The sequence below is a fragment of the Desnuesiella massiliensis genome, from assembly GCF_001403615.1.
Taxonomy (GTDB): Bacteria; Bacillota; Clostridia; order Clostridiales; family Clostridiaceae; genus Desnuesiella; species Desnuesiella massiliensis.
In genome coordinates this window covers 22478-48842 of sequence record NZ_LN879453.1, presented here as the reverse complement: position 1 = coordinate 48842, position 26365 = coordinate 22478, and the positions used below count along the sequence as shown (strand labels likewise).

General features: G+C 31.6%; 24 protein-coding genes. 2 read left to right on the top strand and 22 right to left on the bottom strand.

Going from position 1 to position 26365, the window contains the following annotated elements; genetic code table 11:
* Positions 1 to 4: 4 nt before the first annotated feature.
* The 15 genes from BN2665_RS02815 to tsaD form a co-directional block, all read right to left on the bottom strand.
* On the bottom strand, positions 5 to 1300 hold the full coding sequence (locus tag BN2665_RS02815) for an acetyl-CoA hydrolase/transferase family protein (RefSeq protein ID WP_055665601.1): 1296 nt from the start codon (positions 1298 to 1300) through the stop codon (positions 5 to 7).
* An 11-nt stretch (positions 1301 to 1311) separates the two neighbouring features.
* Positions 1312 to 2340: a 3-oxoacyl-ACP synthase gene (locus tag BN2665_RS02810; protein WP_154674848.1), complete on the bottom strand. Its 1029-nt coding sequence runs from the start codon at positions 2338 to 2340 to the stop codon at positions 1312 to 1314.
* A 192-nt stretch (positions 2341 to 2532) separates the two neighbouring features.
* Positions 2533 to 3924 (bottom strand): sigma-54 interaction domain-containing protein, encoded by a 1392-nt coding sequence (locus BN2665_RS02805; protein WP_207643670.1) that lies wholly within the window; start codon positions 3922 to 3924, stop codon positions 2533 to 2535.
* Positions 3925 to 4137: 213 nt separating this feature from the next.
* Positions 4138 to 4953, bottom strand: a complete 816-nt coding sequence (locus tag BN2665_RS02800) for an alpha/beta fold hydrolase (RefSeq protein ID WP_055665598.1) — start codon at positions 4951 to 4953, stop codon at positions 4138 to 4140.
* 99 nt (positions 4954 to 5052) lie between these two features.
* Complete coding sequence (locus tag BN2665_RS02795; protein ID WP_207643669.1) at positions 5053 to 6279, bottom strand: ABC transporter substrate-binding protein; 1227 nt, start codon at positions 6277 to 6279, stop codon at positions 5053 to 5055.
* 64 nt (positions 6280 to 6343) lie between these two features.
* Positions 6344 to 7048, bottom strand: coding sequence for an ABC transporter ATP-binding protein (locus BN2665_RS02790; RefSeq protein WP_055665596.1), 705 nt, complete (start codon positions 7046 to 7048; stop codon positions 6344 to 6346).
* On the bottom strand, positions 7041 to 7820 hold the full coding sequence (locus tag BN2665_RS02785) for an ABC transporter ATP-binding protein (protein ID WP_055665595.1): 780 nt from the start codon (positions 7818 to 7820) through the stop codon (positions 7041 to 7043). Before BN2665_RS02785 ends, BN2665_RS02790 begins: the two co-directional genes overlap by 8 nt.
* A gap of 3 nt (positions 7821 to 7823) precedes the next feature.
* Positions 7824 to 8843 (bottom strand): branched-chain amino acid ABC transporter permease, encoded by a 1020-nt coding sequence (locus BN2665_RS02780; RefSeq protein ID WP_242865890.1) that lies wholly within the window; start codon positions 8841 to 8843, stop codon positions 7824 to 7826.
* A 4-nt stretch (positions 8844 to 8847) separates the two neighbouring features.
* On the bottom strand, positions 8848 to 9714 hold the full coding sequence (locus BN2665_RS02775; protein ID WP_055665594.1) for a branched-chain amino acid ABC transporter permease: 867 nt from the start codon (positions 9712 to 9714) through the stop codon (positions 8848 to 8850).
* A gap of 237 nt (positions 9715 to 9951) precedes the next feature.
* Positions 9952 to 10845 (bottom strand): intracellular short-chain-length polyhydroxyalkanoate depolymerase, encoded by an 894-nt coding sequence (phaZ, locus tag BN2665_RS02770; protein ID WP_055665593.1) that lies wholly within the window; start codon positions 10843 to 10845, stop codon positions 9952 to 9954.
* 198 nt (positions 10846 to 11043) lie between these two features.
* Positions 11044 to 12288 carry a S1C family serine protease gene (locus BN2665_RS02765; RefSeq protein WP_055665592.1) on the bottom strand — a complete coding sequence of 415 codons (1245 nt, stop codon included), beginning with the start codon at positions 12286 to 12288 and terminating at the stop codon, positions 11044 to 11046.
* Between the two features lie 123 nt (positions 12289 to 12411).
* Positions 12412 to 13428, bottom strand: a complete 1017-nt coding sequence (locus BN2665_RS02760; RefSeq protein WP_055665591.1) for an ArsR/SmtB family transcription factor — start codon at positions 13426 to 13428, stop codon at positions 12412 to 12414.
* Between the two features lie 94 nt (positions 13429 to 13522).
* Positions 13523 to 15253 (bottom strand): MutS-related protein, encoded by a 1731-nt coding sequence (locus BN2665_RS02755; RefSeq protein ID WP_055665590.1) that lies wholly within the window; start codon positions 15251 to 15253, stop codon positions 13523 to 13525.
* Positions 15243 to 16277, bottom strand: a complete 1035-nt coding sequence (locus tag BN2665_RS02750; RefSeq protein WP_055665589.1) for an alpha/beta hydrolase — start codon at positions 16275 to 16277, stop codon at positions 15243 to 15245. Before BN2665_RS02750 ends, BN2665_RS02755 begins: the two co-directional genes overlap by 11 nt.
* 41 nt (positions 16278 to 16318) lie before the next feature.
* Positions 16319 to 17341: a tRNA (adenosine(37)-N6)-threonylcarbamoyltransferase complex transferase subunit TsaD gene (gene tsaD / locus BN2665_RS02745; protein WP_055665588.1), complete on the bottom strand. Its 1023-nt coding sequence runs from the start codon at positions 17339 to 17341 to the stop codon at positions 16319 to 16321.
* A 246-nt stretch (positions 17342 to 17587) separates the two neighbouring features.
* Between tsaD and BN2665_RS02740 the strand changes: the two genes are divergently transcribed.
* Together BN2665_RS02740 and BN2665_RS02735 are read left to right on the top strand one after the other, a co-directional pair.
* A complete protein-coding gene (locus BN2665_RS02740) occupies positions 17588 to 18220 on the top strand; it encodes a RusA family crossover junction endodeoxyribonuclease (protein ID WP_055665587.1) in 633 nt (210 codons plus the stop codon).
* Between the two features lie 37 nt (positions 18221 to 18257).
* Positions 18258 to 18830, top strand: a complete 573-nt coding sequence (locus tag BN2665_RS02735) for a GDSL-type esterase/lipase family protein (protein WP_055665586.1) — start codon at positions 18258 to 18260, stop codon at positions 18828 to 18830.
* Between the two features lie 107 nt (positions 18831 to 18937).
* Here the strand turns inward: BN2665_RS02735 and BN2665_RS02730 are convergent, their stop codons facing one another.
* From BN2665_RS02730 to hutI, 7 genes are all read right to left on the bottom strand, one after another.
* Entirely contained in the window at positions 18938 to 20197 is a 1260-nt protein-coding gene (locus BN2665_RS02730) for an NAD(P)/FAD-dependent oxidoreductase (protein WP_055665585.1), read from the bottom strand.
* 263 nt (positions 20198 to 20460) lie between these two features.
* A complete protein-coding gene (locus BN2665_RS02725; RefSeq protein WP_055665584.1) occupies positions 20461 to 21426 on the bottom strand; it encodes a hypothetical protein in 966 nt (321 codons plus the stop codon).
* Positions 21427 to 21804: 378 nt separating this feature from the next.
* Positions 21805 to 22545, bottom strand: coding sequence for a 4Fe-4S dicluster domain-containing protein (locus BN2665_RS02720; RefSeq protein WP_055665583.1), 741 nt, complete (start codon positions 22543 to 22545; stop codon positions 21805 to 21807).
* Positions 22546 to 22699: 154 nt separating this feature from the next.
* Complete coding sequence (locus BN2665_RS02715) at positions 22700 to 23458, bottom strand: YdcF family protein (protein ID WP_055665582.1); 759 nt, start codon at positions 23456 to 23458, stop codon at positions 22700 to 22702.
* Positions 23459 to 23713: 255 nt separating this feature from the next.
* Positions 23714 to 24454 (bottom strand): suppressor of fused domain protein, encoded by a 741-nt coding sequence (locus tag BN2665_RS02710; protein ID WP_055665581.1) that lies wholly within the window; start codon positions 24452 to 24454, stop codon positions 23714 to 23716.
* 74 nt (positions 24455 to 24528) lie between these two features.
* The gene (locus tag BN2665_RS02705; protein ID WP_055665580.1) at positions 24529 to 24966 is read right to left on the bottom strand and encodes a VOC family protein; all 438 of its coding nucleotides are present in this window, start codon (positions 24964 to 24966) and stop codon (positions 24529 to 24531) included.
* A 150-nt stretch (positions 24967 to 25116) separates the two neighbouring features.
* A complete protein-coding gene (gene hutI, locus BN2665_RS02700; RefSeq protein ID WP_055665579.1) occupies positions 25117 to 26361 on the bottom strand; it encodes an imidazolonepropionase in 1245 nt (414 codons plus the stop codon).
* Positions 26362 to 26365: the final 4 nt, after the last annotated feature.

The following is a 26365-nucleotide window of genomic DNA, read 5'->3' as shown; positions in this document are numbered from 1 at the left end:
TTTATTACCATATTAAATTCTTTTGGGCTTCCTTTTTTAATTCTTCCTTAAAGTTAGGATGAGCTATGGATATAAGATTGTTTACTCTCTCCCTAACAGATCTTCCTCTTAAAGGTGCTACTCCATACTCAGTAACCACATAATCTACATCATTTCTTGAGAAGGATACTACTGCCCCTAAAGTCAAGAATGGAACAATAGTAGAAATAGTATCTTTTTTCGCAGTAGAATATAAAGCAATTATTGATTTTCCACCTAAGCTATTTTGTGCTCCTACTGCAGTATCCGATTGTCCGCCAGTACCGCTATACTGTTTAGATCCTAAGGATTCTGAACAGCATTGTCCTGTCAAATCTATTTGTAAGGAAGTATTAATTGATACCATCTTATAGTTCTGTCCTATTACATAAGGGTCATTGGTATAACTACCTCTCTTTAGCTCCACTGCTAAATTATCATCAATAAAATCATATAGTTTTTTAGTTCCAAGGGCAAAGGTACCAATTAACTTATTTTTGTGAAGAGTTTTTCTTCTATTAGTTATAACCCCAGCTTCATAAAGATCATACATTCCATCAGTTATCATTTCTGTATGAACTCCAAGATCTTTTTTATTTACTAAGGCTTTAGCTACAGCATTAGGAATACCTCCAATACCAAGTTGAATTGTTGAGCCATCCTCAACTAAATCAGCAATATAATTGCCTATAACCATATCCTTTTGGCTTGGTTCCACTATAGCTAGTTCGGGCACTTCTACGGAATTTTCATATACAAAGTCTACTTCACTAATGTGTACGGCTGTGTCGCCGTAAACCCTTGGAAGCTTATCGTTTATTTCTAATACAACAATATCAGCTTTTTCAATATAGTCTCTCTCGTAGGTTACAGACAAGGACAAAGAAAAATATCCATGCTTATCCATAGGAGTAGCTGTTCCTACAAATATATTAGGTCTTTTGTAATCTAATCTTTTAATAGCAGATAAATGAAGATGATTAGGAATAAAAGTAGCTGTACCAAAGCTATGAGCTTTTCTTGTTAAAGGACTATAAAACCAAGTTTCATTTAAAAAGTGCCCCTTCATCTCTGGTTCAGAACAAAATTTATAATCGTTCATGTTTAAACAAGTTATTACCGAAACATCCTCTACCTTATCTTTTATTTCATGAAGTCTTTCTAAAAAACTCTTTGGTTCCGCTCCAGCCATGGCTACAACTAATTCGTCTCCGGACTTAACTTTTTCTAGAGCTTCTTCCACATTTATGAGCTTTCTTTTATATTGCTCTTTATAATCCATTTAAGTCACCTCTATTCGTATATATATCCCCACTTAATTGTATTAGCAGCCCATGCATAACCAATACCTGCACCTACAGTTACAACGATATCTCCGTTTTTAATTTTTCCTTGTTCTAACGCTAATTTCATTGACAATATTTGATCAATTTGTCCCATATGACCATAATCCTTTAAATAAATAGATTTTGATTCTGGAACTCCTAGCTCACTTAATATAAACTTATGAGCTGAATATTTAAAGTGAATCATAGCTATATAATCTATATCCTCTTGACTATATCCACTCTTTTTTAAAGATTCTCTTATAACCTTTAAGAAATTTGGAGTTGATTTTTCATTTAATCTGCTCTTCATTCCTTCAACATCCATAACATCTAAAGACTTATAAGCTACTTCTAGATTGTCATTGTTAATTAAAGTTTCAGTTCCTCCATATACTACACCTACATCCCTTGAGAAAGACCCATCAGTTATGATTGATGATTCTAGCAATTCATTTTGGCCATAGTTTTTCTTTAATATAACAGCTCCACCACCTGCAGCTAAATTAAACATAAAACTTACTCTTTGATTCTTATAATCAATAAAGTCTCCATTTCTATATCCACCAGCAATTAGGACTGTATTTATATTGTCATCGGACATCATCATATCCTTAGCTATTTTCATAGAAGTAATTTGTGTACAGCATCTTTGAGCAATATCAAATCCAAAAGCATTAACAGCACCAATTTTATGTTGAATGTACATTGCAGAAGTAGTTAATGGATACTCCTTCCACTCTTCTCCAATACAAATAATTAAATCTATATCTTTTGGATCAACTCCTGTATTTTTTAGGCAATCCATTGCAGCTAAATATCCCATTTCTTGAGTACCGTCATTGGCTGCTGCAATAGTTTTCTTTTCAAACCCAAGCTTCTCTATAACTGCTTCTTCAGTCCACTTACCTCCTGTTGCTTCACTAACTTCTTTTGCTGTCATAATAGTTTCTGGAAGATAAACTCCAAAGCCTACTATACCTACATGTTTATGCACAGTAATCCCTCCAATTTTACATACATTAAATTATAAAGAATTCAATGTAATCCTTAACATTTAATCTCTGGTAATATATTTAGCAATAATCATGCCAAAGCAAAAAGTTGCGAAATATGCCTTGTGAACTGTGCATTAAAAAAGACGCCCTAAGGCGTCTTTTGTATTAAATTGTAACACTGTATAGGTTTATTACATTTTTACGTCAATTCCGTACTCTTCCAATTTTCTATATAAGGAAGCTCTTGGTATACTTAATTTCTTTGCAGTTTCAGATTTATTATAATTACATTCTTTTAAAGTATTTATTATGACTTCCTTCTCTATGGAATCTAATATATCCTTTAAGCTTCCACCTGATACAGTAGTTCTATTCTTTATAGATCCATTTATTATATAAGGTGGTAAATCAGAAATGCTTATATTTACCTCTTCTGCATTTACACATATTTTTTCAATAATATTTCTTAGCTCTCTAACATTACCCGGCCATGCATAATTAACTAGCACCTCAAAAACATTTTTAGGTATATGCCTATACATTCCAGTTTCTTTATAAAACGCTGTAAGGAAGGTATCTATTAATTGCGGAATATCTTCCTTTCTTTCTCTTAAAGGAGGTATATCTAAGGTTAATACATTTAATCTATAATATAAATCCTCTCTAAATTTGCCATCTTCAACCATCTGCTCTAAATTTTTATGAGTAGCACAAACTACTCTCACATCCAATTTTGTAGGTGACTTTGCCCCTATAGGTTGTACTTCTTTTTCTTGCAGCACCCTAAGGAGCTTTGCCTGCATATGCAAGGGAGTTTCAGCAATTTCATCTAAAAAAATAGTACCCCCATGGGCTAGTTGAAATTTACCTATATTTCCCCCTTTTTTAGCTCCAGTAAAGGTTCCTTCTTCATAGCCAAAGAATTCAGATTCCATTAAATTTTCTGGAATAGCAGAGCAATTTACACTAATGAATGGTTTATCTCTTCTAATGCTTTCATTATGAATAGAATGTGCAAATAACTCTTTTCCTACACCACTTTCCCCTAAAATTAAAACATTTGAGTTAACCTTAGCAAATTTTTTAACCTTGCTTTTGCTCTTAACCATGGATTGAGATTGCCCTATAATGTCGTCTAAATTATATTTAGCAATATTTAATCTAGCTATCTCATTTTTATAAAGCTTTAATTCTTTATCTAAGAGTTTAAATTTATTAAGAAGCTCTTGCATCTTGCTTATTTCTTCAAACAATACCATACCAAATCCGCCAACAACTTCACCTTTGTCATCAATTATAGGAATTCTATGCACTATAGCTTCTTTCCCATTTTCAAATTTGTGCCTACAAGCTATTTCTGCCTGTTTTTTCTTTAGGGTATCTAAAAATTTGGAGGTAGGATTTGCTTCTGTAACAATTTTTCCTATAAGCTCTTCCCTAGGCTTCTTTAGAAAATCGCTAAAGGTTTTGTTCATGTAAACTATTTTACCTTCATTATCTAATATATCTACAGCAATAGGAAGCTTATCAAAAACATCATAACAAAAATCTAAAAACTCTTTATTTCCAATTATCTTCTTCAAGTTCATCTCCCCCTATTTATATTATACTAGATATGTAACCAATTTCATAATAATAATTGACTTTTATATGGGGTTTTATCAAGAAATTACTAGTATAACTGCTAAAATCTAAATAATACTTATAGGACTATGGAAGGTACCTTAAAAAAATAGCTGGATTGGGCCAGCTATTTATATTAGGTCTTCTTCACTGTATAATTTTTTTACTATGGCTTAGATAATATTTATTTTTTTATCATAATTCTTTAGGAATCCATTAACTAACGCTGCAAACTCATAGGGCTTTTCATACATGGAAGCATGTCCTGAATCCTTAATAACTACAAATCTAGAATCTTTTATTTTCTTATTTATAACCTCTTGATAAGGTAGTGGTGTTATAACATCTAAATCTGCTCCTATTATTAAAGTCGGAAGCTCTATAGTTTCTATAGCCTCAGTAATATTTAGGGTAGATGCACTTCTAATAGCCCTTATAAAGCCATCATACCATTCTGGGGTTAAAGAATTAACTAGTAAGTTCTCTCTATCTTTTAACCACTTTGCATTCTCTTCATAGAATTTATATGAATAAATATATGGCATAGTAGCTTTAAAGAAAATCCTGCCGTTATATGTTCCAGCAGCATAAGCCCATATATCTTCTATATCTTTCATTAGCTCATTAGTATAGCTAGTAGTATTTGATAGAATTAAGCTATAAAGTTTTTCTGGATATTTCAAAGCAAATTTCATAGCCACCTCTCCACCATAAGATATACCTAGCATATGAACTTTATTAACATTCATCTTATTAAAAAACTCTTCAAGCATATCCACGTGGATATCCTGTGTATAGCCTTCCTTACCTTTACTGGATGAACCTTGATCAATCAAATCTATAAATATAAGCTTATAGTCTTTAAAAAAATCTACAAAAGGTCTCCAACTTAAGGTACTCATCATTATACCATTTAAAAAAATTAAGGGCTCACCTTCTCCATAAATTTCATAATTCAACTCATAATCATTTAGTGTTACTTTTGCCATAAAGCATCCCTCCTAATTTTTATAAAGTTTAAAAACTGATGCAAACAGAGAATGCCAAAAGGGGGAAGCATTTTCTGTTTGCATTACAATCATAATATACTATTCTGCACCTATAAAGTCAGTTATTTTCTCGTAGCTGAAAGTCTTATCATCTACATATTTAGCTTTCATAAAGTACATTTTTTCAACACCATTTCTCTTATCCTTTGTATAAGTTATACCTTTTGCTATACCTTCGCCAAAGTTATTAATTGATTCCATAGCTTTAATATAGTTTTCCCAAGTTAAATCACCATTTACTTTCTTTAATCCTTCAGTAAATACTTGAGCTGCTACCCATCCTGCTACAGCATAAGCATTAGGAACTTCATTTGGATAGTATTTTTTAAACGTATCTATAAACTTTTTAGCTTCTACATTATTTGCATCTGTGATATCAGCAACCCATGCAGCTGTTATAGCACCATTCCACGCATCTTTAGCTAATTGGAATAAAGTTACGTCTGCTACTATATAAGAAGTCATAAATTGAGTTTTAAAACCTTGTTTCTTAGCTTCATTAACGATGCCTGCTGTAGGCTTTGCATTACCATATATAACAGTTACATCTGGTGCCTTAGCAGCTAGCTTTTGAACGTGAGCTGAAAAGTCAACATCTGCTGGGTTATAAGCAATTTCTTCAACTAATAAACTGTCTTTTCCCATTTTCTTTAATTTAGCTTTGATACCATCTGCTCCTTCTTTTCCTATATCATTGTTTTCATATATAACAGCTATTTTCTTAGCTTTCAATTCATCAGCGGCATACTTAGCTATTAATCCGCCTTCGAAAGTGTAGTTTGGTTGAACTGGGAAGTAATTTCCCTTTATTTGAGAGAACTTACTTGCTCCACTACCTTGATATACGGCAGGTATTCCTTTTTCTGTCATATAATCAATAGTAGCTAAGCAACCTGGTGTTCCTAATTGACCTACAATAGCAAATACTTTGTCTTTTTCTACTAATTCTTCTGCCTTTTGAAGAGCTACGTCTGGCTTAAAGCTATCATCCTTAGATATTAATTCTATTTTTCTGCCATTTACTCCACCAGCATCATTTACCATTTTAAAATAAGCTTCCATACCATGTAACATTGGCATTCCAACTACAGCCACAGCTCCTGAAGTAGGTCCAATAGTTCCAACTTTAATAGTCTTTTCATCTACTCCTTGGGCTACCTTTCCCTTTGAGGTGCCTTGAGAACCTGTCTCAGCAGTTTTTTTGCATCCAGCCAATAAGGATACGGATAGAATAGTTGCTAATAAAATTGATATTTTCTTTTTCATAAAAATCCTCCTCATGATTTACATATATATTTTATAGCTATTTAAGTTTTCTTAAATAGGGCTATTAACCACCTAAATATGATTTTTTAATACTATCATTATTCTCTAATTCCCTTGCATTACCATGCATTGATATGGTTCCTGTCTCTAGTATATAAACATAATCAGATATCTTTATAGTTTGATAAGCATTTTGCTCTACTAGTAATACAGTAACGCCCTGCTTATTTATCTCTTTTATAATTTCAAAGATTTCCTTTACAATTATAGGCGCTAATCCCAATGAAGGTTCATCCATTATGAACAGCTTTGGTCTAGCCATCAACCCTCTTCCTATGGCTAACATTTGTTGTTCTCCTCCACTTAAGGTACCAGCTAATTGCTTTTTTCTCTCTCCCAGTCGTGGAAAATAGTTATAAACCATATCAAAATCTCTTTTTATTTGTTCCTTGTCCTTTCTTGTATAGCTTCCTATTTTAAGATTCTCTTCAACTGTTAATTGAGGAAATATCTTTCTTCCTTCAGGACAATGAACAATTCCACTTGAAACTACTTTATCTGCAGATAATCCATTGATCCTCTGACCCTTAAACTCTATCTCTCCAGAAATTATTGGAACAAGCCCTGAAATAGCCTTTAAGGTAGTAGTTTTACCGGCTCCATTAGCACCTAAGATACTAACTATTTGTCCTTCTTCAATATTCAAATTTATACCTTTAAGTACATTTACATACCCATAATTAACCACTAAATCTTTTACCTTAAACATCACTACTACCCTCCCCTAGATAGGCCTCAATAACCACAGGGTTATTTTGTATCTCTTTAGGCGTACCCTCAGCTATCTTTTTACCAAAATTTATAACCGTAATTCTATCACAGATATTCATAACTAAAGACATATCATGTTCTACTAAGAGAATAGTGATTCCTAAATTATCTCTTATATTTTTAATTCTTTCCGCCAATACCTTAGTTTCAGTATCATTCATCCCCGCTGCCGGCTCATCTAATATTATTAATTTTGGCTTTGATATAAGAGCCCTAGCCAATTCAATTAATTTTTGAATTCCATAAGGTAGATTTATAACTAAACGATTTTCGTATTCTCTTATTCCTAAAAAGTCAAGGATTTGTAGTGCTTCTTCCTTGGCCTTTTTCTCTTCCTTCATTACTTTTGGAAGCATAAACATACTTGCAAAAGTTCCATATTTTATTTTTGAGTGATATCCTACAAGCAGATTATCCAAAACTGTCATATTTTTAAACAGCTCAACATTTTGGAAAGTTCTTGTTACTCCTATATCTACCATCTGAAATACTTTTAATTCCGTAGCAACTTTTCCCTCAAAAGTTACCTTACCACTATCAGGCTTATAAAATTGGCTTATCATATTAAATACTGTAGTTTTTCCTGCTCCATTAGGTCCTATAAGTCCATATATCTGCCCCTTGCTAATATCAAAGCTCAAGTCATCTACTGCCTTTAATCCACCGAAGGCTATAGATAAATTCTCAACTTTTAATTGAACTTCAGCCATTTATTACCCCTCCTTACTTAGAGAAGCTTTTGTTTTTTTTGAAAAGCTTGCCTTAACTTTGTATTTGATTTTTTGAACTATTTGCACTATTCCAAGAGGGAAATACATAACTGTAATAATCAATAATATACCCGTTAATATAGTAGCTCCATTTTTTATGTCAATACTTTTCATATATTCAGGAAGCATAGTCATGAACATAGCTCCCACAATAGACCCTGGTATGGTAGCTAATCCTCCTATTACTATCATAGCTAGCAAGTTAAGTGAAATCCCCATGCCAAAGGATTGAGGATATACCTGTCTAAATAGATAAGCCCATAAGCACCCTGCCACACCGGCATAAGATGCACTGATTACAAAGGCAATAGTCTTATACTTTGATGTATTTACCCCTAAAGAGTTTGCTGCAATCTCACTGTCTCTAAGCGCCATCAAGGCCCTTCCTGTCTTGGTTTTTATTATATTTTTGGCAACGATTACAGATATGACTATGAAACATAGTATAAAATAGTACATACTCATCCTTGTTTTAAACTCATATCCAAAGATATTAATTGGTGGAATTCCTTTAATTCCAGAAAATCCTCCAGTAAATTTTTCAAATTCCATAAAAATATGTTCAAAGGCAACTCCAAAGCCTAAAGTAGCTATAGCTAAATAATTTCCTTCTAATCTTAGTGCTGGAAGTCCTAAAATAAATCCTAATATAGCGGTCACCACTATAGATGCTAATAAAGAAATAATGAATGGTGCGTGGAATTTTATAGCTAAATTAGCAGTTACATAGGCTCCTAATCCGATAAAGGCAGCATGTCCTAATGAAATTTGGCCAGCATAGCCAAGTAATATATTGTAGCCAATAGCAGCTATAACATATATACCTCCTAAATTTATAAGTGTTAATGTACTAGTTTTAAGAGGTGAACCTAATAAAGAAAATATTTGTGGAAAAATTATAGCTATTACAAGTACTATTAGATTTACTTTATTCTTCATAAAAAAGTTTTTCATTTTTTCCATAGGATTACACCTTCTTTCTATATGCCTTACCAAATAATCCATTTGGTCTGATTACAAGCATAACTATTATTAACCCAAAAGCAAATACTGTTTTCCAAGCTAAAGAAATATATTTACCAAATAGATTCTCTGTAATACCTAATATGAATCCTCCTGCTACTGGTCCAAAGAATGTATTAAATCCTCCTAGCACAGCAGCCGAGAAAGACTTCAAATGAATATCTGCCATCATATTTATATCTAAGAATGTAGTTGGTGCAATAAGCATACCAGCCACTGATGAAAGTATAGCACTTAATACCCAAGTTAAAGTAACTATTTTATTTACTGAAATCCCCATTAATTTAGCTGCTTCAACATTTTGAGAGGCAGCTCTTAATGCTAGTCCTGTCATTGTATATTTAAAGAAATAGAAAAGTGCAACCATTATGACCAAGGTCACTACTATAGTAAGCAAACTATTGGGATCAATGGAAACTCCAGCAAATTCAAAGTTCTTTCCATTAAACATCTTTGGAAATTGTTTTGTTTCAAATCCGAATATATTTCCCGCAACCCCATTTAATATCATTATTAATCCCAAGGTAGCGATCATTGAACTTACTAGCGGAGCTCCTTGTAAAGGTTTTATAACAACTCTATGGATTACTAGTCCCATAACTGCTGCAAATATCATAGTAAGAAGCATAGCTAAAAAGTATGGCATCCCAAATGAAGTTAATAGTGTAAAAGCTATGAATGTATTAAACATAGCCATCTCCCCTTGAGAAAAGTTAACAATGTCTGATGTTTTGAATATTATTACTAATCCTAGGGCAGCTAATGAGTATAAGCTTCCGGTTATTAAACCACTAATTATTACCTGAAGCATGAAGGCACCTCCTGTGTAAAAAATTGATACATTGTATTTTTTTAATACATTATTTATGTATTTGTTTAAACTTAGATGACTCTATGTAATACCTATCATCTTGCGCTACTAGTAATTAAATGTTCTCTCTCCTCTCTGTCTAAATTAATACTGCATAATAATATACAGCAATTTTCTTGCCAAAAAAATAAAACAGCATAATAATGTATGCTGTTTTGCAAATAATATTTTAATTATTTATATAAACTCTTTTATCTCTTTAACTAAGACTGGCATAGCATCAACTAATGGGGAATGTCCACAATTCTCAATAATAACTAATTTAGCATTTTCTCCTATGCCTTCAGCTATTCCTTCTCCCATATATCTTGGTACTACATAGTCTCTATCCCCTTGTAATACAAGAGTTGGAACTTCTATTTTATTAACTAAACTATTACCTTCAACCACTCCATTGTGCTCCTCTGAAATGTTAAATACAACTAATGCATAATCTACATCTACTAAATTTCTTTGAGTAAACATATCGTCTACATATTCATCATAAAGCTCTTCTGAAGGTTTATTATGAGTATAAATGACCATGTTCCAAAGCATTTTCATGTATTCCTTATTTTTGCTAGCGTAAGCATCTAAAACCGGCACTACTTGTATTGGATCTGCTGCTATCTCTTCTCTAGTTTTTATTTGCTGAGTTAAAATAGGTTGACCATTTTCATCCTTTATAAACATAGGGTATCCTTTAATGCCAACTGATTCAATCAATACAAGCTTTTCAACATACTCTTGATGATCCGCAGCAAATTGCATAATAACTCCGCCTCCGGTGGACCATCCTGCTAAGGAAAATCTCTTAAGTCCAAGAATATCAACCCATTCCTTTAAATCTTCTGAAAAATCCTTTAATGAGTTTATTCTTGCGTTATAGGACGATAATCCAAAGCCTCTTAAATCCATGGCGTAAATCTTATAATCCTCTTTTAACTCCTCCATTAATATTTCAAAATGCTTAGAAGATGTCATGTTTCCGTGTACTAGTACTAGAATCTTGTTACCGTTTCCAATCTCTCTGTAGCCGATTGTTTCACCATTAGACAATGTCACTTTATTGATCACTATAGTTTGTGACATATATAGCCCTCCCTTTAAATAATATTTTTTTATTTAACTACTACTATTTTTTGAGCAATAACTATGCCAATATTTGTAGCTCTAATATAAATTCTTATAATCATATTACTATATATTTAAAATAAATTAAACCTTTCCGCATTTCATATTTAATAGCATAGAAAAGAGAGGAATTTCTATTCCTCTCCATTAAAAATACTATTCAGATAAGGTTAAATCTAATACTTTTGTTTTACCATCTCTTACTATTTCTACTTTAACAGTATCTCCCGACTTATGTTTACCTTTAATTTGATTTATCTCTCCTACAGTTTTCACTTTTTCACCATCAAATTTTGTTACTATATCTCCAGGTCTTATGCCTGCTTTTTCAGCTGGGCTAAATTCCTGTACTTCTAATATATATACTCCTACAGGCACCTTATTAGTCTTTGCCATCTCTTCAGTTATTTCTCTAGCAGAGATTCCTACTTTTAATATAGGTTTGGAGAGAGACTCTAATCTACCTTTTATTTGGTTAATTGGAATAGAGAAACCTATGCCCTCAACACCTTCAGCTCCAATTTTAGCAGTATTTATACCAATTACTTGACCTCTAGAGTTTACTAACGGTCCACCGCTATTTCCTGGATTTATAGCAGCATTTGTTTGAATAAGATTTAATTTTTTATTTTGTATATCTATGTCTCTATTTAACGCACTTACTATTCCATTAGTTACTGTACCTAAAAACTCTTTCCCTAGAGGGTTTCCTATGGCTACTACACCTTCACCTACTTGTACTGATTCTGAATCTCCAAGTTCAGCTACACCTGGTACTTTTATGTTATCAGTTATTTTAACCACCGCTACATCATTGTCTTGGTCATAATTTATAACTTTTGCGGCTACTTCCTTACCATCGCTCAAAATTACTTTTACCTCTTGAGCTCCGCTAATTACATGAAAATTAGTAAGTATATACCCTTCTTCGTTTATTATGAATCCTGAACCTATTCCCTCTTGAACCTGTTGATTAAAAAATCCACTAGATACCTTACTTTTTGTTGAAACACCAACTACCGCTGGCCCTACTTTTTTAACTATTTCTGATACAGTTAAAGCATCTTTTTCTGAAGCTATGGTAGTAGGTCCATAACTTACATTCTTATTGTTTGACATGCTCTTATATAGAGGACTCTCCTTGAAAGCTTCTGTCTTTGGTAATACATAAAGAGTTCCCGCTGCCCCTGCTGCTCCTCCTAAGGTAGCACAGATTAATCCAATTGCTACATAAGATAGCGCTCTTTTTCCTGAGGATTTCTTACCTTTAGGACCATGTTCCCTATAAGGAGAATGATTTTCCTTATATCCGTATGCACCACTATTTTTATTGTCATTTACAATTACAAAATCAGGCTCTTGTATATTTCTATTTTCATTATTAAAGTTCATATTATCCATAAATGTCTCCACTCCTCGTATTTATTATTAAATTATGAATGTGGTTATTAAGTTTATATTTAAATAATAAATCAGTTATGTGTCAGTTATGTGTCAATGTTGTTACAAAAATTAAAATAATAATTAACCTATTATATCTTTCAAGGCATATTCAAATATTTCCTTTAATCTTTCTGTATCGCACTTGTAATAAAACCTGTTATTTTCGCCTTCTTCAAAATGAACTACTCCAATATCTATTAATCTGGATATATGATAGGATAACGTAGCTGTAGTTATACCTAAGTGTTTTGCTAACTCATTTCCATACCAGGTACGCTTTGATATGAGCTTTAATATTTCTACTCTTTTTTCATCTGCTAAGACCTTAAATAATAATTTTTTCTTTTCCTCAATGATAGCATTGTCAAATCTATACTCCATATTAAATCCATAGACTATGCTTATATGGTTTTTTATAAATTCTAGAGCATAAGCACCTGATTCTAAAAAATAGGAAATGTAAAAACTCGCTTCTTCATATTTGTCTAATGTCTTTTTATCCATTGCAATTACAGCCTTTGTAAATCTATCTTCTAACTCTAAGAATTTTTCTTGATGTTCAGTCATTTTTTTATTAATATAATCCTCTGCAATTTCTTCTTTAGCTTTAAAAAATTTATAGTAAAAATTCTTCAGTGCATACCTTATTCTATATAAGGCCTCTTCCGGATTATATATTGTTTCACTTATAAATTTAACTTCATCTTCATCATACATAGCCTCTAATTTTTCTTTAAGACCCTCCTCCATGAGAGGATACTCTATGCATAATTCCATATATAAAATTTTTATATATTCCTCTCCAGATATCTTATCTATAAAACTAAAGAACTCATCTATTTTATTTATATTATTATTTATTATGATGCTGGTTAAAACCATAGGATTTATACCAAACCATTTAAATAGAATTCTTATTTCCCTCTTTAAAAATCTGGATATAGAGCTATCAACAGACTTTACCCAGTAATCTATCTCTCTATATTTTTTATAATTACTCTCATTTTGCTTTTTATCAAACTCTTCATCCCTAGCATATCTTATTACTGAACACAAGAATTCCAAAACCATATTTTTTTTAAAATACACTTCTGCCATAGAATCTACCTTCCCATAATTATTACTTTTTAAAAAAATGTCCTTCCGAGGAAGAACATCATAATTGCTTGCTTTAAGTTATTTAAGACATATCTTAGGTCTCTAAAGGAAGAATTCTTTCCTCAGCTCCCTTAGTTATTTCTTCTGGGTAGCCAATAAATCTTAAAAGCTTTATTGCATTTCTAGTAGGTGAAACTCCATTTTTTATTTTATAGTCAAACTTTAATCCTTCTCTTTCATCTACTTCCTCTGAAAAATAGAAAGGAGTATATCTCTTATCTACTAAGTTTATTAAATCTATATCATGGGTAGCTACTATAGAAATAGCTTTTCTTCCTATTATATAATTCAATATTTCTGCAGAAGCACTTATTCTCTCTATAGGATTAGTCCCTCTAAAAATTTCATCAATTATGCACAAAACAGGAATTTTATCATTTAATTTATTTAAAATTCTAAGTACTGATTCCGCTTCTCCTAGATAATAGCTTTTACCTGTAGAAATATCATCTTTAGGACTTATAGATGTTAAAATATTAAAATAGGAGGATTTATAAGATTTTGAGCAAGTAGTATATATGGTCTGAGCTAAAATCGCATTTATTCCTAAAGTTCTTAAAAAAGTAGACTTCCCTGACATATTGGTTCCTGTTAATATTATTCCTGAATTTTTCAAGTGTATACTATTAGCAACACATTCCTCTACTAGAGGATTTTTTAAATCTTCCCCCTGGATCTCTATATCAATTTCTTTTCCTAATTCTGGCTCAGTATATTCACTTAAATGCTTTCTAAATAAGCCAACTGCCACTAAAGCATCTACCTCTCCCACTATATAGTAGACTTCTCTAATAAAATCTTTCTTCTTTTCTATACTTTCAATTACACTATAATATCCTCTAACCTGCGAAAGGAACAAGATATTAATATAATCTCCTAAAGCGTCTATCCCCTCTATTCTTCCTATAGAACTAGAGTTTTTAATAATGGAAGAACACTCCTTAAGATTCCTCTCTAAATTATCTTTAATATCATTAAGAACAACATTATCCAATGTGCATATCTTTTTAGCAGTAGCTAGAACTTCTGCTAAATAAGTTATACTGTTTACCTTACCTATAATATCCTTGTTTATTTTATAATGTATGTACATGTTTATAGAAGAAACAAATAATAACATTAAAACCCCATAAGTCTTTATAAAGAAAATTGAGCCTATAGATATTAAACATAGCAATGCTAAAAAATCATAAAGATATTTTTTATAGCCCTTAGTTTCACCTTGAGTATATAGCAATTCAATAATATCCCCATTATATTGCATTCCTAATTTAAAAAGAATCCTTTGAAGCTCTTCTTTTAAATCTTCATTGCTTTGCATTGAATTGATTAGTTCTTTTCTATTAGCTAATTCTTTTTCATTATATAGAGGTTTTCTTAAAATTTCATATAGTGCTTGTTCACCAGGAGTAGTTAAGGTATAGTCAACTTTTTCAAACACCTTATCCATCTCTAAATCAGCCCAGGTTTGATCATCAATGTATTCCACATTATTTAATTTTAACACCTTGTGCAGCTTGCTAATATTAGAGAAATTTCTTTTTTTCTTATTTAGCTCTTCCTCATTTTGTAAAAAAACTTTATACCTATTCTTTATTTTTTCCTTATAAGTATTATATATAAAGGCTATAAATACTATTATGCCAAAGGCTAAACCATAAGAATACTCTGGGAGATTATCTCCCAGAAATCCTATAGCTATTAATAAAACAGCTCCCATCAGGCTAATGACAATAATATCTTTTGAATTAAGGTTATTTTTCATAAATTCTCATCACTTTCTTCGTTAAATTACTTATCACTCCACTTAAGTACTCTGCTTGCCTTAAAGGTATATTGCCTTGTTCTTCCACCACTTCTAATTTTCCGTCAGAAGACATTTGACTTAGACTATCAAGGAAATCTATACGTTGCTTTTCCTTAATTTCATCCTTAAGCTTATTCTTCTTAGTTATTATAAATAATGGAACTTTCTTTAAATTTTCATTATTCATAAACTCTTTATCAATAGCTGTGGTATTCCTCAACTCATTGCTATAAGCATTAATATACTTCCTAGTTACCCTATTAGACTTTAAAAATTCTTTATTCTCCCCTGAAAGGCTATCCAATAGTTCTCCGCCATCTCCATAGGAATTTAATTTATCCATAATTCTAAGAATTCCAAAAGAAGATAGGAACTGTTGAACCTTTTTATTTCTTAACTCTTTTTTATTATTGCTAATAAATTCTTCGCTAGCTATTTCTTCAGAGGTAGGTGGATCAATGAGTATAATTCCGCCTACTTCCTCTGGATAATTCTTAGCATAGTTTGTTATTACTAAACTTCCATAAGAATTACCTACCAATATATAAGGACTCTTTAGCCCAGACTTTTTTAGTATCGTGTGTAAAGCTTTCCCTTGCTCTTCTAGTGTTAATGGTTTGTCTGTAGACTGACTTAATCCATAACCAAATCTATCATAATAGTAGAATCTAATATCCTTTGAAGGGCTTTTAATAAGCTTCGTCCATTCTTGGCTAGTAGCCCCTACGCTTGAGTCCAATACTACAGTATATTTTCCTGTCCCAGCGGTTCCATAAGCAATTTTATTATTATCCACACTGCTATACTTATATTTTGCTTTAAATTTTGTAGTGACCCTATTATCAGAAATATTTTCATAAATTATACCCGCAAAAATACTAATAAATAATAGCGCTACCACCAATTCTATTATTTTTATCTTATTTATCTCCCGTTTGAACTTATATCTATGCAAACTATTTGAATAGGGTAAAAATCTCAACTTTCCTCTCTCCTTAATAAAAAAATCCTATGATTAATCAATTATCTTTCTCCAATTTTTAAATTTGGTTTTGCATTTAAATTCAAAGGTGCAATATTTCCTCTTAAATATTCGAAATAAGCGGCACTTCCTATCATAGCAGCATTATCTGTACATAATATTGGAGAAGGAAATAAAACTTCTATGCCCTTTTTCTGGCCTTCCTTTATCAAAGTTTCTCTTAAAGAAGAATTAGAGGCGACCCCTCCTGCTATGGCTATTTTATTTATATTCTTTATTTGACAAGTTTTAAGTACATTATCTGTTAAAACTCCCACTACCGCTTTCTGAAAAGAAGCAGCTACATCTGCCTTATTAACTTCTCCACCTGTCATCTCCATTTTATTTAAATAATTGAGCACTGCAGATTTCACTCCACTAAAAGAGAAATCTAAACTATCATCATGAAAATTGGCCCTTGGAAACTTTATAGCATCTGGGTTGCCTTCTTTCGAAATCTTATCAATTTTAGGTCCACCTGGATATCCGAGCCCTATGGCTCTAGCTACTTTGTCATAAGCTTCCCCTGCTGCATCATCCCTAGTCTGACCTATTACTTCATAGCTTCCATAATCCTTCACATGAACAATAAAAGTATGCCCTCCCGAAACCACTAAACACACGAAAGGAGGTTCTAACTCCTTGTGCTCAATAAAATTGGCACTTATATGCCCTTCTATATGATTAACACCAATTAAAGGCTTCTTTAAGCCATAAGCTAAACCTTTTGCATACTGCAGCCCTACCAATAATGCTCCTACAAGACCTGGGCCATAGGTTACAGCCACTGCATCAATTTCTTTAATGCTAATTTTTGCCTGCTTCAGTGCTTCTTCCACTACAAAATTTATAACTTCTATATGCTTTCTAGAGGCTACTTCTGGTACAACCCCTCCGAATTTTTGATGTATATCTATTTGAGAAGATATTATATTTGATAACACATATCTTCCATCTACCACCACCGCTGCCGATGTTTCATCACAACTACTCTCTATTGCTAAAATTTTAACTTCCTTCTGCATCTGATATCCATCCTTATCTAAAGAGAATCAAACATGAAACTTGCTTATACATGTTCCCAAATAGCATCTTCATGCTATTTAGGTGCATCTATAAGTTATTATTTGAATTTGTTTCCCTATAATATACAATAAATAATTTCGAATTCAATTGATTTTTATTTAAAACTTACTTATCATAAGTATTATACTTTATAAGTAAATTATAATCAAATACTATGTAGATTGAAATAAAAGGAGTTTTTCAATATGACAGAAGGTTATGCTAAGGTAATAATAAAAGGCTCTCCCATCTCTAAATCAAATTTTAAACTATTCAATGTTAACGGACGAGCAATTTTACCTTATAATTCTGGTAAATATCATGATAGATATGCTTTATACGAGGAGCAAATAGCTTTAGAAGCAAGATGCCAAAACCCAAATATAGTACTTACGGAAGCTTTAATTGCTGTTTTAAAGGTTTATTATAAGAGCCGTAAACGTCACCCAGATACAAATAACATCACAAAAAGCATCTTTGATGGCATTGAAAAGAGTGGCCTTATTATCAATGATGCTCAAATAAGACGCTTAATAATTGAAGAATTCTACGATGAAGAAAATCCTAGATTTGAACTGGAGCTATTTGCAGAAAGCATGTATAAAATGGAGTATAAAATAGTTGATCTAGAAAACCCTATAGCTCCTATTGAGTATAGTCCTCCCCCTAATAAAAAATCTTTTAACAACAACTTAACTAAATCAAAGCCTAATATTAAAAATACTGAGGATAAAATACTCTGTGAGGTTTGTGGTAAAAAAATTAAAAAGGAAAATTCCTTATCTGCTAATAAAGGACAAATTGTAATTTGTAAAGATTGCTTTAAAAAGCTTTTCTAACTTAAACCGTTCTATATTCATATGGAGGATTAAATTAATGAAAATTGTATGTATTGGCGATAGTTTGACCTATGGCTTTGGTGTATCCTTAAATAAAAGCTGGTATACAAAGCTTAAAGGTCATTATAATAGCTTTGATGTAGTGAATAAAGGAATTAATGGAGATACCACTGCTGGAATGCTTTCTAGATTTAATAAAGATGTTTTAAATTTAAAGCCAGATTTATGCATTGTCATGGCTGGAACTAATGATTTTTTATTAGGTAGAACAGTCCATTCTGTAGTAGACAATATAAGCATAATGATAGAAGATTGCGTCCATAATAATATTTCCCCGGTAATATTGGTTCAGCCATTAATAGTAGAGGATCTAGCTAAAACTTATTGGTCTCCTTATATAAACTACATCAGTACCAATGATTCCTTGGCTTCTTATAGAAAATTAATACTAGAACTTTGTATTGAAAAGTCTATTACCTCTATTGACATACAGAGCTTATTTGTAACTCTTACTAAAGATAATTCAAAAGATTATTTTATTGATGGAGTTCATCCCACTGAATTAGGACATAAAGTAATTTTTGAAAAAATAGTTGATTATTTTTCTTAATGGAAACAAAAACTTAACTTATACATGTTCCAAAATAGTACCTTTAATCCATTATGGTACATGTATAAGTCATCAATTGAAACTGTTTCCTATACAAAAATGAAACTTTATTCCTCCTCAACTTTAAAAGTAATCTGCTTGCAATTGCGATGCTTCTCTAACATAGCTTTTGATATTTTTAAAGTTTCCACTTCTCCAGGAGTCAGAATTCTCTTTCTTATGCTGCACTCCTTTATATCATCAAAGTAAATGGAAATATAGGAATTTCTATAAACATTTTCTACCCTAAATCGTACATCTATAGATTGATCAATATTCTTAGGATTTATATAATTAGGTACAGTATATCTCACGCCCTCTGTAGCTAAGAGTTCAACTTTTTCTCCATCAAATCTAACGCCTTTAACATAGCTAGCTGCATTTTTTCCAGCATTATAACCTTCAACAGTAACATTATCTACCAATTCATGAATATGGAGTACATTTCCACAAGCAAATATTCCATCTCTATTTGTTTGCATACTTTCATCTACTTCTGGACCTCCAGTTATATCAGATAGTTTAACCTTAGCTTTTCTACATACTTCATTTTCTGGCAACAATCCTACAGCTAGAAGTAATGTGTCGCACTCTATAAATTCTTCTCTATCTTTTATAGGTTTTTTATTCTCATCAACTTGGGCAATAGTTACTCCTTCTACTCTTTCCTTTCCTTTTATATCTATCACGGCATAGTTCAGCTTTAAAGGAATATTAAAGTCATCTAAGCATTGAATTATATTTCTTTTTAAACCGCTAGAGTAAGGCCTAATCTCTACCACTGCTTTAACCTTAGCCCCTTCTAAAGTCATCCTTCTAGCCATTACAAGCCCTATATCCCCTGAGCCTAATATTACTACCTCCTTGCCAGGCATATACCCCTCTATGTTAACAAACCTTTGAGCAGTACCTGCGGTATATATGCCTGCACATCTGCTTCCTGGTATGGTTATAGCACCTCTTGGTCTTTCTCTACAGCCCATGGATAAAATTATGCTTTTAGCTTTTATCTCTAAAATCCCATCTTCTGAATTAACTGCCGTTACTATCTTATCCCTACTAAGCTCTAGTACCATTGTGTTTAATTTGTATTGTATATTTAACTTATTTATTTTATCTGCGAATTTTTGAGCATACTCTGGCCCTGTAAGTTCTTCCTTAAAGGTATGTAGCCCGAAACCGTTATGAATGCATTGATTTAACATACCCCCTAACTGTTCTTCTCTCTCTAAAATAAGTATATCTTCTATGCCTTCTTCTCTTGCAGCTATAGCCGCTGCCATTCCTGCTGGTCCGCCCCCTATGATGACTATATCAAATTCCTGCATAGTTTAACCTCCACTTCATAACTTATACGATATTAAATATTATTCTTATTTTCACTTATTAATATGATAGAATCTATTATTTTACATCCTATTACTAACTCATATATATATTATTTTATCATACTTAGTCTTTTCAACTATTATTTTTTCTTTGTAGCTGCAATTATTTTTATATAACATTAAAGTTTTCAACTTTAATTATCACAAAAAGAGAACACAAATTTAAGAATTACTTAAATCTTGTTCTCTTATCTATATTACCTTTACTCATATACATATTCATTTACATAGGTTATCTTCCCATTACGCATAAATACTATCTTACTTATTTCATCTTTATCGCCATAAAAGCATTCTTGTCTTATATTTCCCTCTTCGTCCTCTTCCACTATTCTACAATACTCATTAATCTTATCATTATAGCAATAGTTCTCCTTTGAAAAAACTATATTAAAATTATTTATTTTATTCTCTTCGTAAACCCCTTTGATTTGAAAAGGTCGGAAATCAGTGATTATTCTATTCAAATCATCATATTGATATTTACCATAAAACTTGTCCTTTATCTCTCCGTTATAATCCACTTCTTTGAAAGTTATGCTATCTCTAAGTTTAGTATTATTTAATAAGTTATTTTTATACACAAACCCAATCTTCCCTATTATTCTATTATTATCCTTAAACAATATATTTAAAAGAGTCTTATCCACATCATAAGTATACTCCTCGGTGACTTCAACATTTTTTGAGGCTTTAACTTTCACTAATAAGCCCTCTCCATTATACTCATATTGATTCTTTGTGAGAATCATAGGCTGCTTTTTAGCTCTTCTCTCTACTAATTCATCACTTATTATTTTACCATCGTTATCATATTCACAAATTTTGTATAAGCTTGAATCTTCAATACAATTTTCTCCTGTAATCAAAATTATGTTATAGTCCTTATCATATTTTATCTCATTAACATATTCAATAGAGCCATTGCCATTTTTATATAAAACCTTATTTAGAAGCCCTTTATCATCATATCTATATTCCTTTATATGCAATACATTGTTCTTGTTATCTTTAATTATTTCTTTAATTTCATCATTATTTCTAAACTTTCTCTCATAAATTCTTAAAATCATTCCCTTGCTATCACTAACTATTTTCTTTTTCCATAGCTTATTCCAATAATCAAATTTTTTTATATCATTAAAAAAATTAAGTAAAGTATCAATCACATTTTCTCACCTCTTAAAAATATTATATCATCAACCCAGAGAAAATTTTTTTAATTTTTTGAATATAGATTGTGTACATTATTAATAATACCATAGATAACCATTAATTTCCATATAAATTAATATGTTACTTTATAAAATATACGCTTAAAAAACTATAATGATTACTTTTTAAATAAAAATTACAAAGATGAAATTTTTTCTTCGCTATGCTATGAAAAATGAGAAATTAAAAAAAAGCATGGCTACTAATTAGTCATGCTTGGTTCTAATAAAAATATATTGTTGATTTTTAAAGAAATAACACAGGATAATTCTCCTTATTTGCTCTTCGAACTATGAAATTTAAAGAAAATTGCTTCACGATTTTCCTATTCCTTATTCAATAACTTGTCCATCTATCCCTACAGTTACCTCTTTATAAGGCACAATCTTTTGAGCTTTTAACATAGCATTTTTCACAGCGCTTACTATACCTGAGCAACAAGGCACTTCCATTCTAACTACAGTTATGCTCTTAATTGCATTAGCATTTAGAATTTCAGCTAGTTTTTCTTCATAATACTTAATATCATCTAGTTTAGGACATCCTATAACAGTTATATGGTCTTTTATAAAATCGTTATGAAAATTTGCATAAGCATAAGCTGTACAGTCTGCTGCTACTAATAAATTTGCATTTTTAAAATATTCTGCTCTGCTGTTTACTAATTTTAATTGTACTGGCCACTGCATTAATTGAGAAGAAAGTTCAATATTATTTTCTTTACTTTCTTTCTTAACCGCTGGCGCCGCACCCATCTTTATTGTTTTTAATTGTTTTGCATGTGTTCCTGGACATCCGCAAGGCATTGCTGCTTCTTTTTCCTTCTCTTTTGCCAATTCTTGCTGTCTTCTTTCTACAGCCTCTTCATTATATGGAACAGTTTCTCTCTCTACTATAGCTATAGCTCCTGTAGGACATTCTGGTAAGCAATCTCCTAAGCCATCACAATACATATCATGTAAAAGTGTAGCTTTTCCATCTACCATAATAATAGCTCCTTCATGACAGGCTTTAACACATAATCCGCAACCATTACACTTTTCTTTGTCTATATTAACTATTTTTCTGTTCATATATAAATCCTCCCCATCTACTATATCAAATCTATAGCTTTATTATAGCGACTTTTTATATTATTTACAGTAACTTATGTTACGAAAGTAATAAAATATATTAAAAACATATAGGCTTTTAATAAAGTCAGTATTATGTTAGATATGTACCTAACTATAGTTTTAACTTAACGTAATCCTTTAATATTGCCGCATACTCTCTTATCATATAATTAATTCTAGTCCATAAGAACGTTCTATTTGCTAATCCTTGATTTTTAATATTTAGTTTATTTGCTATCATCTGAGCCCTAAATAAATGATAATCACTGGTTATAATTAAAACTTCCTCATCAAGAGCCCCTAAGTCTTTAAGTATTGTTAAACTAAATTTTATATTCTCTATAGTTGAAGTAGACTTATTTTCTTTTACTATTTGATTACTTCTGATGCCCTTATTTATTAAATATTTTTCCATAGCTTCTGCTTCTGAAATCTTTTCATCCTTACCTTGTCCCCCTGAGACTATGATGGTAACATCACTGTTTTTATTATAATACTCTATGGTCTTATCTAATCTTCCTTTCAATCTATTTGATACTTCCTCTCCATCTAACCCTGCGCCTAGCACTATAACATATTTAAAATTTTTAGTTTCATTTACATCCCTTAATTTTACTAAATGTGTAATCAACATCCCTTCTATTATTATAAAGGATATTAAAAAGCCAGCGAGGGCTATGGTATATGAGTTTGCCAATATTTTAAGCTTTCTACTATTCTTTATCTTAGATATCCTAAGCATAAGAATCCATCCATATACAAACCAAATTGCTCCAATAACACTCAGTATAGAGAATACTGTACCAAACATAGCTAGTAAAAGTATATCTAACAGGACTATTATAAATATAATTTTTTTATTTATTTTCATTCTGTCCTCCAGCATTTTATATTTTAGAGCTATATCAGCTCTTATCAAGGAACATTATACTAAATATTGCACTAATACAGATAAAAAGCTTGATATTAGATAATTGAAGAATATATTTCAAAAGCGACGTAAGCTTAAACTTACGTCGCTTAATTTTAATGTAGTATAGAGTCTTACCCAAATAATTGCTTAATAACAATAATATTTCATTATATATTACATATACCTATGACATATAAAATTAGCATAGATGAGTTATTTACAAACATTTTTTCTTGAAACATTAATCCAGAAGCCGCTTCCTTCAATTTCCGATAGTTTTTCAAACAAAGCATCCATTCCATTTTCTAATTTATAATCCATTTCTTCTTTATACAAAGGTATAACGCTGTAGATATTTATTAAATTTCCATCCTTCGTATTAATTGAGCTTATCTCCTCTTTTAATGCCGACAAAATAACTCCATTCAATTGGGTATTCTCAGCATACGGATCGTATTCATCAGAATTCGGTATCGTATGTCCATAACCTAACCAAGTATTATACTTATGTGGAAACCTTGCTAATTGTTTTAAAAGTCTTATTGGCCAATAATATCTTTCATCCTTAAAATCTTCAGAATCAATTGGCCATGACTCAGGAAGAAAAAGCATCAATTCTGCTCTCTTTAAATGCCCCCACTCCTCTTCAATATCACTTGGCAAGGTCATGGGCAAATCACTCATACCAGTAGTATAAATAACTCTAAAAGGTTCTTCATTGGTTGGTTCCATAAAATGAACATCTATATGTACTATATCTGAAATAAGTTCATGAAATACACTAGTAGTTCTGCCAGGAAATATTTTGTTAAAGTGATCTGTTATCTCTTCCGTGTACATCATCTTTGCAATATTACCCTGATTTCTGTTTTCAGTATTCTCATAGGTATATATGTTGCTTCCATCCTTTGTTTTGCCTTTATCATTCTTACCACCAAATATTTTTTTGAACATTTTTAGTTCCTCCTTCACATTCTTAAATTATACAAATTTATATTTTACGTGATTATCTTTGGCAATAGTATAATCTATTCTTTATAATCTCCTGTTATTTCAATGCTGTTTCCATCAGGATCATCAACTATAAACATATAATATGGTGAGGAAATATTTAGATACATAATTTCCGACACAGATCCTACATTTAACCTTTTAATTCTCTCATGCTCCTTTTTTAAGTCTTCAGCCCAAAAGTTTAGAACAATATTATTGCCATAATTGATTTTACGTTCTTTATAGAAGCGTAAGTATCTATCATCATAATGCTGCTCTAAATTCTCTCCACGCTCAATCATTCTTTTATCAAACTCATCACTATATAGCGCAATACATTTACCTTCAAAATCAAATTGTACCCAACGATCAAAATTCTTTGCGGTTGGTTTCATCCTCAAAAGCTTTTCGTAAAAATTTATAGACTTTTCCATATTTTTAACGATGAGATATGTTGAACCTAAATGTAACATCACACTTTTCCTCCTCAATTTTATCTGATTTCTGTCTGTATATACAATCTTATAATACAACAATTTAGATAAAAAATTTGTCTTATTTAGCACAAAAGCGTTAAATCCAAAAGGAATTTAACGCTTTTAATATGCTATTTTATACTTACACTAATTATTAACTACTATCTCACCATTCTTGATTACTTTTTCCACAATATTGATGCCCACATGATAAGGTATATATTTATAGGAAGGATAGGATAGGATAACTAAATCAGCTTTTTTTCCTATATCTAAGGTTCCTATTTCATGAGCTTTTCCTAGGGCTGCTGCACCATTTATTGTTAAAGCTGTAATGGCCTCTTCTATAGTAAGCCTCATTTCTATACAAGCCAAGGCAAATAGTAAAGGTATGGAATAAGTAAAGCAGCTGCCCGGGTTAAAGTCTGTAGCTAAAGCTACCGCACAGCCTCTATCAATCATTTCCCTTCCTCTAGCATAGCTCTCTCTTAGGCTAAAAGCTGTACAAGGTAGTAATGTGGCGATAACGTCGTTTTCCCTCATGCTTTCAATTCCCTTATCTGAAGCCTGAAGTAAATGGTCTGCAGAAGTAGCTCCTAGTTCTCCTGCTAATTCTGCCCCTCCTAATTGAACTATCTCATCAGCATGAAGCTTTAACTTCATACCTAGCTCTTTAGCCTTTAGAAGGATCCTTCTAGACTGCTCTACGCTAAATACATTTTTCTCACAGAATACATCGCAGAATTCTGCTAGATTATTAACCTTAGGTAGAACCTCATCTATTATGAAGGATACATATTCTTCTTCTTTTCCCTTATATTCTTTTGGCACAGCATGAGCACCTAAAAAAGTGCTTACTATATCCATAGGATGATCACTGCTAAGGCGTCTCATGGCTTCTAGTTGTTTTACCTCTGTGTCTAAATCCAAGCCATAACCACTTTTTCCTTCCACGGTAGTTACTCCAAACTTCATCATGGAGTCTAATCTTTTCCTGCCTAGCTCTATGAGCTCCTCTAGGGGAGTCTCTTTGGTACTTCTTACAGTATTTATGATTCCGCCCCCTCTTTCCATGATTTCCATATAGCTTACACCATTTAGCCTCCATGAAAATTCCTCTGCTCTATACCCGCCGAATATAAAGTGAGTATGGGAGTCAACAAAGCCTGGCAATATTGTCTTTCCCTTAGCATCTATAACTTCATAATCCTCTTTTGAATACTTTGATAAAAGTTCTTCCGTAGTGCCAATAGCTTTTATGATTCCTTCTTCTATGACTACAGCACCATCTTCAATGATTTGAAGCTCCTTCATTTCTTCACCAAATCTAGCTTTAGCTCCCTTGCTGCTAGCTATTTGAGAAGCGTTGATTATAAAAATACTTTTTTTCATAGGT